This window comes from Protofrankia sp. BMG5.30 (assembly GCF_001983005.1).
Taxonomy (GTDB): domain Bacteria; phylum Actinomycetota; class Actinomycetes; order Frankiales; family Frankiaceae; genus Protofrankia; species Protofrankia coriariae.
The window spans coordinates 15,075-29,225 of sequence record NZ_MOME01000051.1; the positions used below are offsets into that span (position 1 = coordinate 15,075).

A 14,151-nucleotide genomic window follows, 5' to 3' on the forward strand; every position below is an offset into this window, starting at 1 on the left:
CCTGCGGTGTCAGGTCCCTACTCTCTGAGGAGATCTGTTGACACTCACTGTGAACCCATCGACGCCCACGGAGTCACCGGCGCGTCTCACGGCCAGCGACCGAATCGAACGTGTCTCCTCGGCAATTGTGCCGGTCGGCGTGGTCTTCATGTTTCTGGGCCTGTTGATTGCCGGCTACATTCCGGCGGTGCCCGCCAACTGGTCCGCTGAGGAGGTCGCCGAGTTCTACCGGGACGACACGAATCTCATCCGTTTCGGGATCATTCTGACGTTGATCGGATTCATGGTCTGGGGTCCACTGATCACGGTGATCCTGCGCCAGATGTTACGTATTCGTCCTGAGCAGAAGAGCCTGGCCTACCTGCAGTTCGGTTCCGGACTGGCGGCCTGGCAGTTCCTGTGGGTGCCGATGCTCGTCCTGGCGGCCGCCTCGTTCCGCCCGGAGCGCAGCCCCGAGACGACGCAGACACTGCACGACCTGGGCTGGATCCTGCTGTTCATGCCGTTCATGCCGTTCGTCCTGCAGAGCGGCGCCATTGCGCTGGCGGTGCTGCTGGACACCGGGCCGAAACCGGTCTTCCCGCGCTGGGTGGCCTACTTCAACGTGCTGGAGTGCTTCCTCTTCCTGGCAGTGATCCTGATGCTGTTCTTCAAGACGGGGCCGTTCGCCTACCACGGCGTGCTGGTGTTCTGGATTCCGCTGTTCATATTCGGTGTGTGGCTGCTCGTGATGGCCTGGGCCACCTATCGCGGGACGGTCGAGGAGCAGACGCGGYGGCTTGAGAACGCCTCGGGCGCGCATGCGGGTTGAACGGTCGACGTCGGTGTACTCGCCGTCGTCGGGCACCCGGGTCGAGGCTCCCGAACCGCGGGGCCACGCCCCGCGTGCGCCTGGTGAGGACGGCCATGTTCCACCTGTACCCGGTGAGGGCAGCCATGCCCCACACGTGCCCGGTGAGGTTGGCGTCTGGGTTCTCGTCCTCGGCGAGATGTCGATGTTCGGAGTGTTCTTTGCGATCTTCATGGACGCCCGTGCTGGTGACCGGGAGCTGTTCGCCCGGTCACAGCAGCATCTGAACATCACGATCGGGCTCGTCAACACGATAATTCTCCTGGCGAGCTCGTTGTTCGTCGTGCAGGCCGTCCAGGCGGTCCGGGCCAGCGGGTTCGGCCGGGCGTCGAAGTTCTTCACGCTGGGGCTGCTCTGCGGCCTTGGATTCATGGGCGGAAAGGTCCTGGAATACAGCGAGAAGCTGYACGCCGGTATTTCCCCCGCGACGGACGCGTTCTACATGTACTACTACGTACTGACCGGAATACACGCTCTCCACGTCGCCGTCGGTATGTGTGTGCTCGCATTTCTGCGGAAGATGACGAGAAACCCGGCACGCCATCCGAAGACCACGACGGTCGAGGCGTGCGCGTCCTACTGGCACATGGTGGACATACTATGGATCGTCCTGTTCCCGCTGCTCTATCTCATCTGAGTTCGCGCCTGCGCGCGGTGACCCCGGGCCAGTTGGTCCGGCTGGTGTTCGTCGGGCTCCTGCTGCTGACGGCCGGCTCGTCGTGGTTCGCCGAGTCCGAAAGCGCCCGCGGCGTAGCCACGACAGCATTCATCATGACTGTCGTCGCGGCGAAGCTCCACCTCGTCGGCATGCACTTCATGGAGCTCAGGCACGCTCCGTTCGCGCTGAAACTCGCCTTCCACGGCTGGATCGTCGTGGTGTGGGGACTCATAGTCGGCTTCAGCTGATCCGTTCGGCTGGTTCATGAATGCGCGGCGCACGCCGGCCAACTGCCCGGGATCCGGAAGTCGAGCTGGTGAGGCCGGCCCCGAGCGCTCCGCCACTCGTCGCGGGCCGTCCGTCGTCCACCGGAGGGGAATGCTGATGGCCGTTCCGAAACGGCGGACCTCACGGTCCAACACCCGTACCCGCCGAGCCCGGTGGGGTATGAATGGYTCGGTGTTGTGTTCGTTGTGGGCCCGACGTCGGGTAGGTGGGGCGACCGGCTGGGTGGGAGTGCCAGCCGCCCCGACACTCAGTTGTTCCTGTCGCCGAGTTTTCTGACGAAGTCCTGGGCCTTGTCGACGCCGGTGTCGATTTTCTCGCCGTGCTTGCCGCCGGTTTTCTCGTCGATGAGGTCGCCGGCCTTCTCCAGCCCTTCGGCGATCTTGTTGCCGTGAGTTTCGGCGATTTTTTCGGCCTTTTCCCGAATATCCTGCAGATTGTCCTGGTTGGTCGGCTTGTCGGACATGAGCCGCCCCCTCTTCTTTTTCAGTCACATCCTCAGGACCAGGAGTATCGTCCCACACGACCAGGTACCCGGCCCGCGCAGAGCGCCCGGTAGCCCGGGCCCGTGGCCGCCCGCGGTGTCGGATGGACAAGAGAAGCTACTGGAGCCACGTTGACCCGAACGGTCCGGCCGGCAGGCCGTTTCACCACAGCCGGGCGAGGCCGCTTCCTACGGGAAACGGGCCGATGCCCCAACCGCACCGGTACGGGCATCGCCGACTCGGTGGGTTCGCGCGGCTGATCGAGCACGGTTGCCCGTGCGCGGGGCGATCAGCGTGGGTGGTGGTCAACGCGCGGGCTCGTCGTCATCCGGTCAGCGGGAGGGCAGGCCGAGGCGCTCCAGCGCCGCGCGCAGCCGGTCCCGGCCGGAGAGCGACCGCGGGCCCGCCAGCCGTTCCAGCACACGATCGCTCCAGGCACCGGGCAGCCCGTACCGGGCGTTGTACTCGCCCAGCCGCCTGTCGTAGACGGGGATGTGCAGGTCGGAGGCTGCGGCATCGTACCGCTCGTGGTGCAGGACGGCGGCCCGCGGCAGCCGCGGTTTGATCCCGGCATGCTCGGCCGGGTCGGGTGTGCCGACCGCGAGCCCGAACGCCGCCACCGCGTGCGGCGGCAGGCCCAGTTCGGCCGCGACGTCCTCGGGATGGTTACGGATCGCCCCGACGAACACCGTGCCCAGGCCGAGCGACTCGGCCGCGACAACGGCGTTCTGCGYCGCGAAGGCGACGTCGACAAAGCCGACGATCGTCGACTCCAGGTAGTCGGTGGCGTCCAGTGTCGTGCCCGCGCGGTCGGCAAGCCTACGGGCCCGGCTCAGGTCGACGATCCAGACCAGGAACAGCGGCGCCTCGTTGATGAACCGCTGATTTCTCGCCAGTGCCGCGAGCCGGGCCCTGCGCTGCGGGTCCCGTACGGCGACCACACTCCATGCCTGCAGGTTGGACGAGGTCGACGCGGACTGGGCGGCCGCGACCAGCGCGGCCAGTTCGTCCTCGGTGACCGGCCGGGGCGTGAAGCTGCGCACCGACCGGTGCGCGAGCTGTAGCGCGATCACCTMGTTGGCGACGCCCAGTGTCGCCTCCGGATCCGCGTAGCGAGCGGTGACGGTCATTCCTGTCCTCCCACGGTGGCTTGAGGGCTCACGGCATGCCGGGCGCCGCGGAGCTGGAACAGTCGCCGGGCGTTGCCGATCCGGATCAGCTCCTGCTCCCGGGCGTCGAACCCGGCCGCGGCCAGCGTGTCGTCGATGCGCGGCTGCGCCGCGTCGCGGTGGATCGGCCAGTCGCTGCCGATGATGATCCGTTCGGCGCCGAGGACCGCGCCGAAATAGGCCAGCAGCGGGGCGCTGAACCGCATCGTGTCGAAGTAGATGTTCGCCCCGGCACTGCCGTCGCCGAGCCGCCGACAGTGCTCGGCCAGCTCGTCGACGGCGTACAACAGCGCGCCGTGCCCGAGCGCGGTGAACACCAGGTGCAGGTCGGGAAGCCGGGTGGGCAGATCCGCGTGCAGCGCGGACAGGAAGGCCACCCCGTTCTCCAGACCGCGTCCGGCCGAGTTGCCGGGCCATCCCGCGGCCTGGCGCAGCACCTCGGCCCGCGGGGACTGGACGGGATGCACGAACACCGGCACGCCAAGCCGCGCGKCCAGCTCCAGGGCCGGGAACGCCTCGGGAGAGCCAGGGAACTTCCCGTAGCGGGAGGAGTCCAGCACCAGGCCGTGCAGCCCCAGCTCCTCGATCGCGTACCGCGCCTGCTCGGCTCCGGCCTCGCCGGCGTAGGCGTCGACAGTGGCCAGCCCGAGGAACCGGTCATGCGGATCCAGACGCTCGGCGAGGTACTCGTTCACCGCGTTCACGCGCGCCGGTTCGACGTCCCCGTCCGGGCCGAACAGCGACTCGAGCGGCGCGCTGAGCGCGCGCAGGTCGACCCCGGCATCTCTGCTCTCGGCCGCGAGACCGGCGAGGTCCTCGCGGGGGTCGGGTTCCCCCGGGGCCAGCCAGGTCGCGTTGCTCCAGCCCGTCCAGCCGGTCGGTTGCCAGTGGGTGTGGATGTCGAGGACCGTGGCCTCGTCCAGGGACGTCATCGCGTCCAGCCCGCCGCCGTGCCGGCGGCTGGCGGCCCGGCGAGCTGGGCCGCCAGCGAGACGACGTGCGCGCTCGGGATGCGCTCGGTGACGCCGGTGGAAGCGTCGCGGTGCACCTCAAGCAGCACGACATCACGTCCGAGCGAAAGCTTCTTCCGTGGTTTCTCGGCGGTGATGACATGTTGCGCATCGACGGCAGCGGTGGTCATCGGCCCTCTCTTTCATCGGGTCGGGCGAATTCTTACCGGCTGGCCGGCCGATGTCAAACAATCCTGCCGATTAAGCAGAACTGAACGAAATACGTAGTGAAATCCTCTTGTTCGCGGGTCGGTGATGCCGGTAGCCGGCCCCGGATTCACGTCGCTCTTCCGGCCGCGGGGCTCCACCAGGTGAGAACCGACGCTTCGCCCGGTGGGGACGCGTCCCGCATTCTGGGACCCGCGGCCTGACCCGGCTTCGCGTCCGGCCTCGCGCTCGGCATCGGAGGGCCGGTCGGCCACGGCAAGCCGGCCGGGTACGCGGCCGGCGGCGACACCCCGGTACCCGTCGCCGTCACGCGAACGACGACCCAGCTACCGGGCCTGCCCAGCTGCAACCCGGCTCGGCTCCTGACCGCCTGGTAGCCATCAACAGAACAATCTGGTGAATTTTTCAGCCATACCGGTAGGCGGCATGTTAATGCTGGATGGCGGCTACCCGGTGAACCCGCTGAACCCGCTGAACGGGACGGCGTCCTCAACCGGCCGCGCGGATCGCGCGAGACCGGATACGACGGAGGTCTTCAGACGGAAGGTCTTCAGATGGGAGGTCTTCAGATGGGCACGGAGTTTCTCTGGTACGTCCCCAACACCATTGAGCCCGGGCACCGCGGCGACGACACCCGCGACGGATGGGGAACCCTCGACTTCTCCACCGACCTCGCCCGCGCCGCGGAGGACCACGGCTGGGGCGGTGCCCTCATCGGGACGGGCTGGGGCCGCCCGGACACGTTCACCGTGGCCACCGCGCTGGCCGCCCGTACCACCACCTTTCAGCCGCTGGCGGYGATCCGGCCCGGATACTGGCAACCGGCGCACTTCGCCAGCGCCGCCGCCACTCTCGACCAGCTCAGCGGCGGCCGCCTGCTTGTCAACATCGTCAGCGGTCTGGACAACCTTGGCGCCTACGGTGACGCGCAGAACGACCCGGCCCGCCGGTACGGCCGCACCAGGGAGTTCCTCCAGCTCGTGCGGCGGTTGTGGTCCGAGGAGAACGTCACGTTCCGTGGTGAGTACTTCGCCGTCGAGAACTCGACGGTGTGCCCGTGGCCCTACCTCGCCGAGCGGGGCCGACATCCGCGGCTCTATTTCGGTGGCGCTTCGGCTGTCGCGGAGCGGGTGTCGGCTGCCGAGGCCGACGTCCAGCTCTTCTGGGGCGAGCCGCTGGAAGGCATCGCCGAGCGGATCGACCGGCTGAAGACGCTGAGCTCCTCCATCGGCCGCGCCCACGCCCCGCTGGAGTTCGGGCTGCGGATCACGACCCTGGTCCGGGACACCACCGAGGCGGCCTGGCGGGACGCCGAGGCGAAGGTGGCGCTGATGGCGCGCGAGGTCGACCAGCACAACGATCCCAGACGGCGCCGGGCCGTCGGCCAGCAGCGGCTGCTCGACCTCGCCGAACACGGCGAAGTGCTCGACTCCTGCCTCTACACCACCCCCGGCCGGTATGGCGGTGGCGGCGCGGGCACCACCTGGCTGGTCGGCTCCCCGGACGACGTGGCCACCGCCCTGCACCGGTACGCCGACCTTGGCATCACCCACTTCGTCCTCTCCGACACCCCCTACAAGCGAGAGGCYGCCCGCATCGGCGACCAGCTCCTCCCGCTGCTGCGCACCCCGGAACTGGTCCGAGCGGATATTTGACTTGATTTCACCGGATTCCGTCGGGGTTCGGCCCGCTGTCCTTCCGCATATTGTCGATCATGCTGGCGCGGTATACGACCACGTCGGGACGACGGTTGGTGAGTGGCACGTCCTGAAGCTGGACGTCGAAGTCCGTGTCGGCGTTCCACTCCACCCCACCGGCCGAGTCCAGGACATTCGCGACGATCCGGGCCAGTCGGTTGTGCCGGGGGGAGGCGCCGGGGGTCATGACGACCATCCCGTCCACGATCTCGATGCCTGAACACTGCTCCTCGGACCAGGAGTCATACTGCTCGGCAGTGATCTGCTGGTGCATCCAGGCGGGGGCGACCATCTCCGTGGTCATGGCACATCTCCCGGAAATGGCCTGGGAATCCAGCCCTTTCGAGCAAGCATAGCGAGACCGTCCCGGGCCAGGCGGCATGACAGGTCCGGATACGGGGCCGGCCGTTACCTGCTACGGCAGGCGGAGTCGTTCGGTGGGCTGTCCGGTGACCGCGGCGATCAGCTCGAAGTCCTTGTCGACGTGCAGCAGCACGATTCCGGCGAGTTCGGCTGTCGCGGCGATGATCAGGTCGGGGACGGACGGTGCGCGGTGGTGCCCGGTACCGGCGAGCAGTTCCTGGACCTCGACGGCCCTGGCTTCGATACGGGGCGTGGTGTTCTCGACGGGCGTCGCCGAGATCGGTGGCCGGCGTAACCTGACATGAAGATCCTGAGCGGATCTCGCGGAGAAGCCGACTTCCAGGATCGTGACCGTCGTGATCCGGATCAGGCCCTGCTGGATACGGGACAACCACTGGTCGGCATCGGGGCTCTCACTCAGTCGGACGAGCGCGGACTTGTCGATGAGCCAGCGCCGCGTCGTCTCGGCTGCGGCGGTCACGCCCAGGCCTGCCGCATGGCCTCCGGGTCGGCGAGATCACGGAACGTGGTGCTGAACCAGCGCAGGTCGTCCAGGGTCACTGGAGTGACCGAGCGCGCCGCGTCCTGGGCGAGCTGCCGGCGAAGGTACTCGTTGCGGGACAGGCCGAGCCTGGCGGCATGCGCCTCGACGGCGGCCAGCACGTCGTCGGGTACGTCACGAATGAGCACGTCGGACATCGGCCACACCTCCAGGCGGAAGACCGCAGTTCCCAATGATATCTGATGCTATCAGAGACAGGGCCCGTGGCTTGGGCAAGCGGCGGGGACTTCCCTAGTGCTGCGTTCCTCAAAGGCAGTAGACAAAGCGGCGGCGGAGTTTCCGGGTCGGTGGGGCGGGGCGTCCCAGATCCAGGGTTTCGCGTGGGCGTTGAACCGGTGCAGCCAGCACCGGACGGTCTTGGGGTGGCGATGCACCGCGGCGGCGATCTGGCCGGTGCGGTGACCGTCCCAGCTGGCCGTGATGATCCGGGCTCGCAGGATCCAGTCGGCCGGGGCGTGGCGGGCACCCGCCAGCTGACGGATCTTCTTCTCCTCGACCAGGTCCTGCGGCGCCCGTGCAGACAGAACGATAGGCATGACGTGCCCCTTGTCAAAGCACGGTGATATCCCGGTTCGTCCGATCTACCCTAGCCTTGAGGAACGCARCACTAGCTGGCCCTTCTGTCTGATACCCGCCCAGACCTGTGGTCAGGCTGTGGACGGCATCGGGCTGTGAGGGCCGGCCGCCTTGGTTGGCGCGTCGTCGCTGTGGTGGGCCGGGCCAAGTACCTCGTCGGCGCTGCGCGGTTCTTTGCGCGGCTGCTGGTTGAGCTTGTGGCGCTCGATGGAGGAGCGCCGGTAGACCTCCTTGCGGGCCCGCATGATGTTGCCCAGGGGTGCGTGCTCGGCGGTGACCCGCCAGGGCGTGAAGGACAGCGCGTCCATCTTCTCCAGATTTTCCGGGTCGGAGATGTCCTGCTGTGGCAGCCGCAGCTTGGCCACGGTGACGGACGGCGAAAGCTGCTCGGGCCACTCCACGGTGGTGTCCTCCACCGGCATGCGCTCCAGGTCGGTGCAGAGTTGGACCTGGATGTCGAAGGCGTAGGGCCRCTCCTGCAACTCGGCTTGCAGGGCCGGTCGGAAGACCTCCGACGCGGAGGCCGGGTCGATGGCACGCCGGACCACCGCAGCGGCGGAGAGCGGGTCGGGGGCGATGCGCACCTTGGCGATGTAGTCCCCGTGCCTGACCGCGCCCATCGTCCAGTAGCTTGACAGCAGTACGTTGACCGGGGGGATCTTTGACAGGCGAAGGAAGGCCAGGAACTCGTCCCAGGCCCAGTCGTCCTGGTCCAGTGTTCCCTTTCCGGTCACGAACTCGGTAAAGAAACGGTGCGCGCCGGGTCGCCCCTGGGAGAAATAGGTCGGCGCGTTCAGAAACAATTCCTGGATGAACAGGTAGTGCTCGACCGTGTTGCAGAAGAAGATCGGTGCGTTGATGTTGGCGTAGTCGAATGTGCCTGTGTCCGGTTCGTCTTCCAGCAGGGTCGGGCCGTTGATGTCGAAAATTTTCAGTGCCAATCCRGTGGCGCTGCCCAGTCGCGCGTCGGCTCCGGCGTGAGGCGAGCCGTTGGAAAAGCGGATGAGCGCATCGTGGGTTCCCGGAGTCGCGTAGATGCCTTGGGCGTACTCGGGGGTAAGCCCGGCCAGGATCTCCACCTGCCCTCGGACCAGCCCGTAGCCCTTGGCATGGGCGTCGCGGAGGGCCCGTCCGGTGCTACCGGCCTTGAGCGACTCGATGATGTAGTTCTCGGTCTTTTCGATCACCGTCTGCAGGTTTTGGTCGAAGTGCGGGTCATCGTCTTCGACGTCGGGCGTGTAGGGGACGAACTGTGCTGCCATGACTTCGACCTCTCCTCGGAGAGCGTGGTGGGGCCTTAAGGGGCAGGAACTGCTCTCAGTCCTCCAGTTCGGCGAGCCAGCGCAGGGCGCGCAGACTCGGCAGGAAGCAGTACTCGCCGCCTCGGGTGACCACGAAGCTGGGCAGGTTCCGCAGGCGGCGCCGGACCGGCTTCTCCGGGATGGTGGCGCTGCCGGTTCCGTCGTGATGCCCGGCTACCGGGTCCTTCTCGCCGGGGTAGCCGATGAAGTTGCCGTCGTTGACCCACTCGGCCTTGATGAACTCGAACTGCCGTTCCAGATGGGCTCCGATGAAGACTCCGACCAGGCCTCGGTCGGCGCCGTCGTCCTCCAGCACGCCCTCTGGCAGCGGCGGGCCGTAGGTGGTGCCGCGCCGGATGAGGCGGTGCATCCGTGCGTCGCCGATGATGGTGGCATCGCGGGGGTTGTTACGCCGGATGTGCGCACCGGCGGGGCACCGGAAGCCGCGATCGTCGTTCTCCCGGTACAGGAAGTTGTTGTTCCGGTGCGGATCTGCCCCCAGCTCTGGATCATCGTGTTCCGGCGTCAGTGTCAGTGGCGCTCCGCTGGGCCAGCGCCCGACCATCCTGGCCGCCAGGAGTGCCTCCTCCTCGGCGCTGGAGGTGTTCGCGCGCAGGTATCGGCGCCAGGCCGCCACGTTGGTGTGGATCTTGCGTATGGCCGCATAGGTCCCGTTGCGCCCCAGCGCATCAGGGCTGGGCATGGGCGGCAGGCTGCCGGTTTCGTCGGGGTAGCCGAGGATGAATTCGCCGGCCTTGATGGGGGTTTCCTGCGGGTTGGAGCCGGGCAGTCCGACGCCCTCGATGTTCGGATGGCTGATGCCGTCGCGGAAGCCGAAGGTGGTGCGCCCGGTCGGGAGCTGGTGGACCTCCTGCTGCCAGATCACCTGGACACCGGGCGTGTCCTGGTAGGCGACGCGGGCCCGCTCCAGCTCCTTGTCCAGCTGCGCCRCATCGGAAGAGAGGGCGCTCAACGCGATGTGAACATCGCCTGTTCCGAACGGTGCCTCCCAGCGGGCCGGGGCGCTCTCGCCCACGTCGCCGATCCGCTCCGCCCGAGCGGCCATGCCCTCAYGAAACGCCTGCGGAAAGCTGTCCAGCGACTCCTGAGGTACCCCCAGGGCCTCCAGCCCCTGGTAGGTGAACGCCACAGCTACCCAGGCGTCCTGGCTCCGGTCCACGCTGGGCAGACCACCCGCGGTCACCGGGAGCAGCCGCCGCAGCAGGGCGCGCCCGGCGTGGCGGTCATCGACGCGCAGGAAGATGAACTTTCCCTCGTACGGCACCGGCCGTGGACGCAGTGCCCCGCTTTGCACGTCGTCGATCTCGACGCCCACGCCGGCCGCGCTGCCGCTGTCTGCCGTGTTCATGATCGGTCGTGCCTCCACATCGGACTCAGCCTGGGCAGCCCTGCGGCGGCCGGCCGACGCCCGCCTACGCGGTCCACCGATGTTGGGTCGGCTCTGAGGGTTGGTTATGTCCTGGTTCTTAGCGCGCGGCTTCCTCCATCAGCTTCTGGAAGGCAGGCGTGGTCAGCAACTCCGCGTTGGCCGGGTTCTCCAGCGCCGCCCGGAACTCGGGGGTGTCCAGCACCTTCTGGAATGCCTCGTTCACTCGCTGGTCCTTCCAGATCTGCTGAACGGTCAGATCGGGATAGGAGCTGACGAATACCCCCGCGGGCTCCTGGTGGGCGACGAACCAGTCCTTCACCCCTGGATCGCTGACACCAGGGAACCCTTCGCTGTGTGAGAAGACCCTGTCGAAGTTCGCCCCGACTGCCGTCTTGCCGAAGTCGTCGATGTACGTGTCCCAGGAGCCGTCGAAGACGCTGGCGAACATAAACCGGGTCTCGTTGTCGAATATCACATGGCGTGCGTCGTGCAGGGTGCCGATCTGACGCATCGCCGCACGGTTCCCCTCGTCAGCCGACGCGCTGGCGATCTTGGCGAGATCCTTACGCAGCGCATCCGCGTGGCCCGTCTTGATCTTGGTAAAGACGGTGAACTCGCCACAGACCCCATCCTTCATGCCCGGGCGTTCGGGCTGAGCTGACTGGCCTGTACCTGTCGTTGCAGTCATCGTGAGGTTCTCCCGCCACGGATCGGTCCGAGAGGCCACCAAGCGCTCGAATATGGGCGCCATCGCCCTCACTACTAATCCTGACCGCGCACGCGCCGCCTCGCATCTCCCGCCATGGGTGATGTGGTTGCCCGGGGCGGATCCTCGAGAGGCTCCGGCACTGCGGGGTCCAGCCTGATCAGTTCACGATTCCCCGACACCGGCCGGCTACGGTCCGTGCCCCACGGGCCGTAGAGGCGTGCCTCGTCCGTCACGGTGCGGAGAAAGAGAGTGTTCTTGAGTGCCGGCTTGCTGTCGAGTTCGGGGAAGGCGCCACGGCGGGCTACGAGCAGGCCAGTGACCATGCCGACTTGCGCCGGCACCCTGTCCCGATGAGGATGTTGGTGCCGTCCGGTCCGACGTCGTCGCTACTGTGGTGCTGTGAGCCCGTAGGCCAGTGTGACGCGGAGATCCTGATGAATCCTGTCCTGCTGCCGTGAGCGCGTACCTCAGAATCTTTGGTAGGACCTCCCCGGGCGGTGCGTTGGTGTGTCGCAAGCCGAGGGGGGGAGATCTTTCCGTGGTTCTGGACCGGTTGGCTGGCCTGCGCCGAGTAGACCCGGTGGCGGCCGTAGCAGAGGATGCCTGAYGGGCTGAACGCGTCCGATATCATGATTATTTTTGCCGTGCTGGCGTTCCTGGGATCCCAGCATGGTTCCGCATGCCCTCACCACTCCAGGAATCGTCGGAAATCCTCACCTCAGGGTCAAGGTCCTCGCGTTCCGAGAAGCTCCCGAGGACAGATCCGGAAAGGCGCAGGAAGATGGAATGCGGACCTCTGCCGAGTACATCGTCGTCAGTTCTCGGTCAGCCCTTTCCGCGTGGCCGAGAAGACAGCCGCGCAGCCGACCGCGTAACAACCCGCCGCTCCGCCCAGGCGCCGTCCCGACTGCACCGTCAGCCGGTTTGAGCGATGAGGCGCTCAGCAGTCCGGAACGTCTGGTCAAGCTGCGGGACGGGTGCCGACCGCCGAGGAGCTCGCTGTTCAGAAGGACCGCTTTCGGGAAGGCTGCGGCCCACGTCCGGGGTCTTTCTGCAGGCCCGGGGCACGTCCAACGACAGTCCCACGGCTGCCCGCCCGGGCGGTCGGGTCACCCGCTTCCGCCAAGCCCTGCTCAACTGGACCGTTACCCTGACTCCCTCTGGAGGTAACCATGGGCAAAGTTCTCGGTGACGTGCTGGGTCTTGCGGCCGGCGTCGCGATCAGCCCGCTCCCGATTATCGCGATCATCCTCATACTCGCCACGCCTCGGGGACGCCTCAACGGACTGCTGTTCGCCGCCGGCTGGATTCTGGGACTCTCGGCACTGGGCGCGGTGATGCTGGCGATCGCCTCCCCTGGAGGCGCCTCCGCCCACAATCACCCGGCCACCTGGGTGGGAGCTCTCAAGCTCGCTCTGGGCGTGCTCCTCGTCCTCTTCGGCGCCCGGCAATGGCACCGGCGCCCGGCGGATCCCTCGCAAGCCCAGCTGCCGAAGTGGATGGACGCGATCGACCGCCTCACACCGGTCAAGGTATTCGGACTCGGAACGGCCTTGGCCGCGCTCAACGCCAAGAACGCCCCGTTGACCATCGCCGCGGGCGCCGCGATTGGCTCAGCCGGGCTGCCGGTCGGGCAGCAGATAGCATCGCTGGCAATCTTCGTCTTGATCGCCACCCTCSGCCTGCTGGCCCCACTGGGAGTCTTCCTCCTCGGGGGAGAGCGAGCCAAAACCACGCTCGGCAATTGGAAAGACTGGGCAGCCCAGCATAATGTCGCCGTGATGGCAGTCCTGTTCTTCGTTCTCGGACTGAAACTGCTCGGAGACGGTATCTCCATCCTCACCTCCTGACAGGCTTGCCCACACGTGGCGGTGTGGTCCGATCACAGACGTGTGGAGCGTGCGTTCTCCTTACTCATCACCCAGAAGGGCCGTGGTCTGCGTCCACCAGTTGGTGAGCGCCCGCCAAGACAGTCCCATCYCCCCGAGCGGCCGGTCGTAGACAAGGCAGTGCTCAGCGTTCTCTACGATCTCGATCACGTTGTTGATGGCGTCACGAAGAACGAGGCGGGGTTTCGGGCCGTTGGCCGCGAAGATGAGATTCTTGGGTTCACCGGAGACGCCAGTGGGTCCAAGCTGACTGAGGATAGTCTCCAACTCGTCGCTTCCGTATTCCTTGATGATCCTGCGGGCGAGTTCAGTCAGCTCCGGAAGTGTCCTGAAAAGCCGACTTCTGACATGGATATGCTTACTGGAGTAGGGGCTGTCGTGGTCGTCCCGAGCAGGGTCGAGCCCGAGAAGTGCGACGCATACCTCCTCGACGTCATAAGTAGGAGAGATCAGAAAAATGATCATTTTGACGGTGGGGCTGGYGTAGCTGGGCGCCCGCTTCACCGCTCGCTCCGCTGGGCCGGCAGATCGAACTCGCCTGCGATGACAAGCTGACCTGTAGTAACGGAGGAAGATAATCATGCACGGGTCTGCGTGGTGCCCCCAACGGGATTCGATACACAATAGTGCGGATCTGACCAGGCATGCCCGCTCCGGCCGACTCGTCATCGAGGGCAACTTCCGAGTCGGAACCTCGGGCGGTGCGGTCTGATGCCACGCCCGGTCAGCCTCCCGAACCTGGTAGCGCCCTCGACGAACCCGGCGAGCCGCAGCAGAACCATCGCACGCACGATCACCGCATCCATGATCACCGTCGTCGCACTGAGCTTCCTGTTCTCCTTCGGCAACGTCTGGGCACTCGGTATCACGCTCGGCGTACCGCCCTACATCGCCCCCCTCAATCGCCCCCGCTGTCGACCTCACCGTCATCGGCTGCCTTATCCGGACTAAGATTTGCCACGTTCCGCCCGTTTCGTTCCCTCCCATTTCTGCCTTCCGGTGCTCTCACTCCCGGTGGGGTGTGGAGATTGTGGGTATG

The 14,151-nt window shown here is 66.7% G+C and carries 17 protein-coding genes and 1 pseudogene; 6 read left to right on the forward strand and 12 right to left on the reverse strand.

All coding sequences use genetic code 11. The features are described from left to right. Positions 1–37 precede the first annotated feature (37 nt). The 4 genes from BL254_RS21855 to rpmF all read left to right on the forward strand — a co-directional run bounded on the left by BL254_RS21855 (position 38) and on the right by rpmF (position 2,072). Entirely contained in the window at positions 38–811 is a 774-nt protein-coding gene (locus BL254_RS21855; RefSeq protein WP_139342445.1) for a hypothetical protein, read from the forward strand. Then, positions 801–1,487: a cytochrome c oxidase subunit 3 family protein gene (locus tag BL254_RS21860; protein ID WP_083731298.1), complete on the forward strand. Its 687-nt coding sequence runs from the start codon at positions 801–803 to the stop codon at positions 1,485–1,487. Before BL254_RS21855 ends, BL254_RS21860 begins: the two co-directional genes overlap by 11 nt. Before the next feature lie 44 nt (positions 1,488–1,531). Then, complete coding sequence (locus BL254_RS21865; RefSeq protein WP_162233268.1) at positions 1,532–1,756, forward strand: cytochrome C oxidase subunit IV family protein; 225 nt, start codon at positions 1,532–1,534, stop codon at positions 1,754–1,756. A gap of 136 nt (positions 1,757–1,892) precedes the next feature. After that, positions 1,893–2,072, forward strand: coding sequence for a 50S ribosomal protein L32 (gene rpmF, locus BL254_RS26510; RefSeq protein WP_139342446.1), 180 nt, complete (start codon positions 1,893–1,895; stop codon positions 2,070–2,072). Here the strand turns inward: rpmF and BL254_RS21875 are convergent. From BL254_RS21875 to BL254_RS21890, 4 genes are all read right to left on the reverse strand, one after another. Then, the gene (locus BL254_RS21875; RefSeq protein ID WP_047224910.1) at positions 2,044–2,259 is read right to left on the reverse strand and encodes an antitoxin; all 216 of its coding nucleotides are present in this window, start codon (positions 2,257–2,259) and stop codon (positions 2,044–2,046) included. The two genes, rpmF and BL254_RS21875, sit on opposite strands and share 29 nt — an antisense overlap. 351 nt (positions 2,260–2,610) lie before the next feature. Beyond that, positions 2,611–3,408, reverse strand: coding sequence for an NADPH-dependent oxidoreductase (locus BL254_RS21880; protein WP_076844901.1), 798 nt, complete (start codon positions 3,406–3,408; stop codon positions 2,611–2,613). Then, positions 3,405–4,379 (reverse strand): amidohydrolase family protein, encoded by a 975-nt coding sequence (locus BL254_RS21885; protein WP_076844903.1) that lies wholly within the window; start codon positions 4,377–4,379, stop codon positions 3,405–3,407. Before BL254_RS21885 ends, BL254_RS21880 begins: the two co-directional genes overlap by 4 nt. Continuing rightward, positions 4,376–4,588, reverse strand: a complete 213-nt coding sequence (locus BL254_RS21890; RefSeq protein ID WP_076844905.1) for a hypothetical protein — start codon at positions 4,586–4,588, stop codon at positions 4,376–4,378. The genes BL254_RS21885 and BL254_RS21890 overlap by 4 nt, the downstream gene beginning before the upstream one ends. Positions 4,589–5,194: 606 nt before the next feature. Here BL254_RS21890 and BL254_RS21895 point away from each other — a divergent pair. After that, entirely contained in the window at positions 5,195–6,280 is a 1,086-nt protein-coding gene (locus tag BL254_RS21895; protein ID WP_076844907.1) for an LLM class flavin-dependent oxidoreductase, read from the forward strand. Positions 6,281–6,332: 52 nt separating this feature from the next. On the opposite strand, the pseudogene BL254_RS21900 reads toward BL254_RS21895, so the two are convergent. From BL254_RS21900 to BL254_RS21930, 7 genes and pseudogenes are all read right to left on the reverse strand, one after another. Further along, positions 6,333–6,626, reverse strand: a pseudogene (locus tag BL254_RS21900) (Uma2 family endonuclease); the annotation flags it as partial. Positions 6,627–6,737: 111 nt separating this feature from the next. Next, positions 6,738–7,166, reverse strand: a complete 429-nt coding sequence (locus tag BL254_RS21905; protein WP_047224913.1) for a PIN domain nuclease — start codon at positions 7,164–7,166, stop codon at positions 6,738–6,740. Beyond that, positions 7,163–7,384: a FitA-like ribbon-helix-helix domain-containing protein gene (locus BL254_RS29150; protein ID WP_047224914.1), complete on the reverse strand. Its 222-nt coding sequence runs from the start codon at positions 7,382–7,384 to the stop codon at positions 7,163–7,165. The genes BL254_RS21905 and BL254_RS29150 overlap by 4 nt, the downstream gene beginning before the upstream one ends. A gap of 51 nt (positions 7,385–7,435) precedes the next feature. After that, on the reverse strand, positions 7,436–7,783 hold the full coding sequence (locus tag BL254_RS26515) for a helix-turn-helix domain-containing protein (protein ID WP_139342447.1): 348 nt from the start codon (positions 7,781–7,783) through the stop codon (positions 7,436–7,438). 111 nt (positions 7,784–7,894) lie between these two features. Then, positions 7,895–9,085, reverse strand: a complete 1,191-nt coding sequence (locus BL254_RS21920; RefSeq protein WP_076844909.1) for a catalase family protein — start codon at positions 9,083–9,085, stop codon at positions 7,895–7,897. Positions 9,086–9,140: 55 nt separating this feature from the next. Next, positions 9,141–10,493, reverse strand: a complete 1,353-nt coding sequence (locus tag BL254_RS21925) for a Dyp-type peroxidase (RefSeq protein ID WP_076844911.1) — start codon at positions 10,491–10,493, stop codon at positions 9,141–9,143. Positions 10,494–10,611: 118 nt separating this feature from the next. Continuing rightward, positions 10,612–11,202, reverse strand: coding sequence for a hypothetical protein (locus tag BL254_RS21930; RefSeq protein WP_200902551.1), 591 nt, complete (start codon positions 11,200–11,202; stop codon positions 10,612–10,614). A 1,193-nt stretch (positions 11,203–12,395) separates the two neighbouring features. On the opposite strand from BL254_RS21930, the gene BL254_RS21935 reads away from it, so the two are divergent. Continuing rightward, positions 12,396–13,073 carry a GAP family protein gene (locus BL254_RS21935; RefSeq protein WP_076844913.1) on the forward strand — a complete coding sequence of 226 codons (678 nt, stop codon included), beginning with the start codon at positions 12,396–12,398 and terminating at the stop codon, positions 13,071–13,073. Positions 13,074–13,133: 60 nt separating this feature from the next. On the opposite strand, the gene BL254_RS21940 is transcribed toward BL254_RS21935, so the two are convergent. Next, the gene (locus BL254_RS21940; protein WP_139342448.1) at positions 13,134–13,616 is read right to left on the reverse strand and encodes a hypothetical protein; all 483 of its coding nucleotides are present in this window, start codon (positions 13,614–13,616) and stop codon (positions 13,134–13,136) included. Positions 13,617–14,151 lie beyond the last annotated feature (535 nt).

Coding starts and splice junctions, on each gene's coding strand:
- BL254_RS21930 (WP_200902551.1), bottom strand. CDS start 11,202: ATGACTGCAACGACAGGTACAGGCCAGTCAGCTCAGCCCGAACGCCCG.
- BL254_RS26515 (WP_139342447.1), bottom strand. CDS start 7,783: ATGCCTATCGTTCTGTCTGCACGGGCGCCGCAGGACCTGGTCGAGGAG.
- BL254_RS21875 (WP_047224910.1), bottom strand. CDS start 2,259: ATGTCCGACAAGCCGACCAACCAGGACAATCTGCAGGATATTCGGGAA.
- BL254_RS29150 (WP_047224914.1), bottom strand. CDS start 7,384: ATGTCCGACGTGCTCATTCGTGACGTACCCGACGACGTGCTGGCCGCC.
- BL254_RS21890 (WP_076844905.1), bottom strand. CDS start 4,588: ATGACCACCGCTGCCGTCGATGCGCAACATGTCATCACCGCCGAGAAA.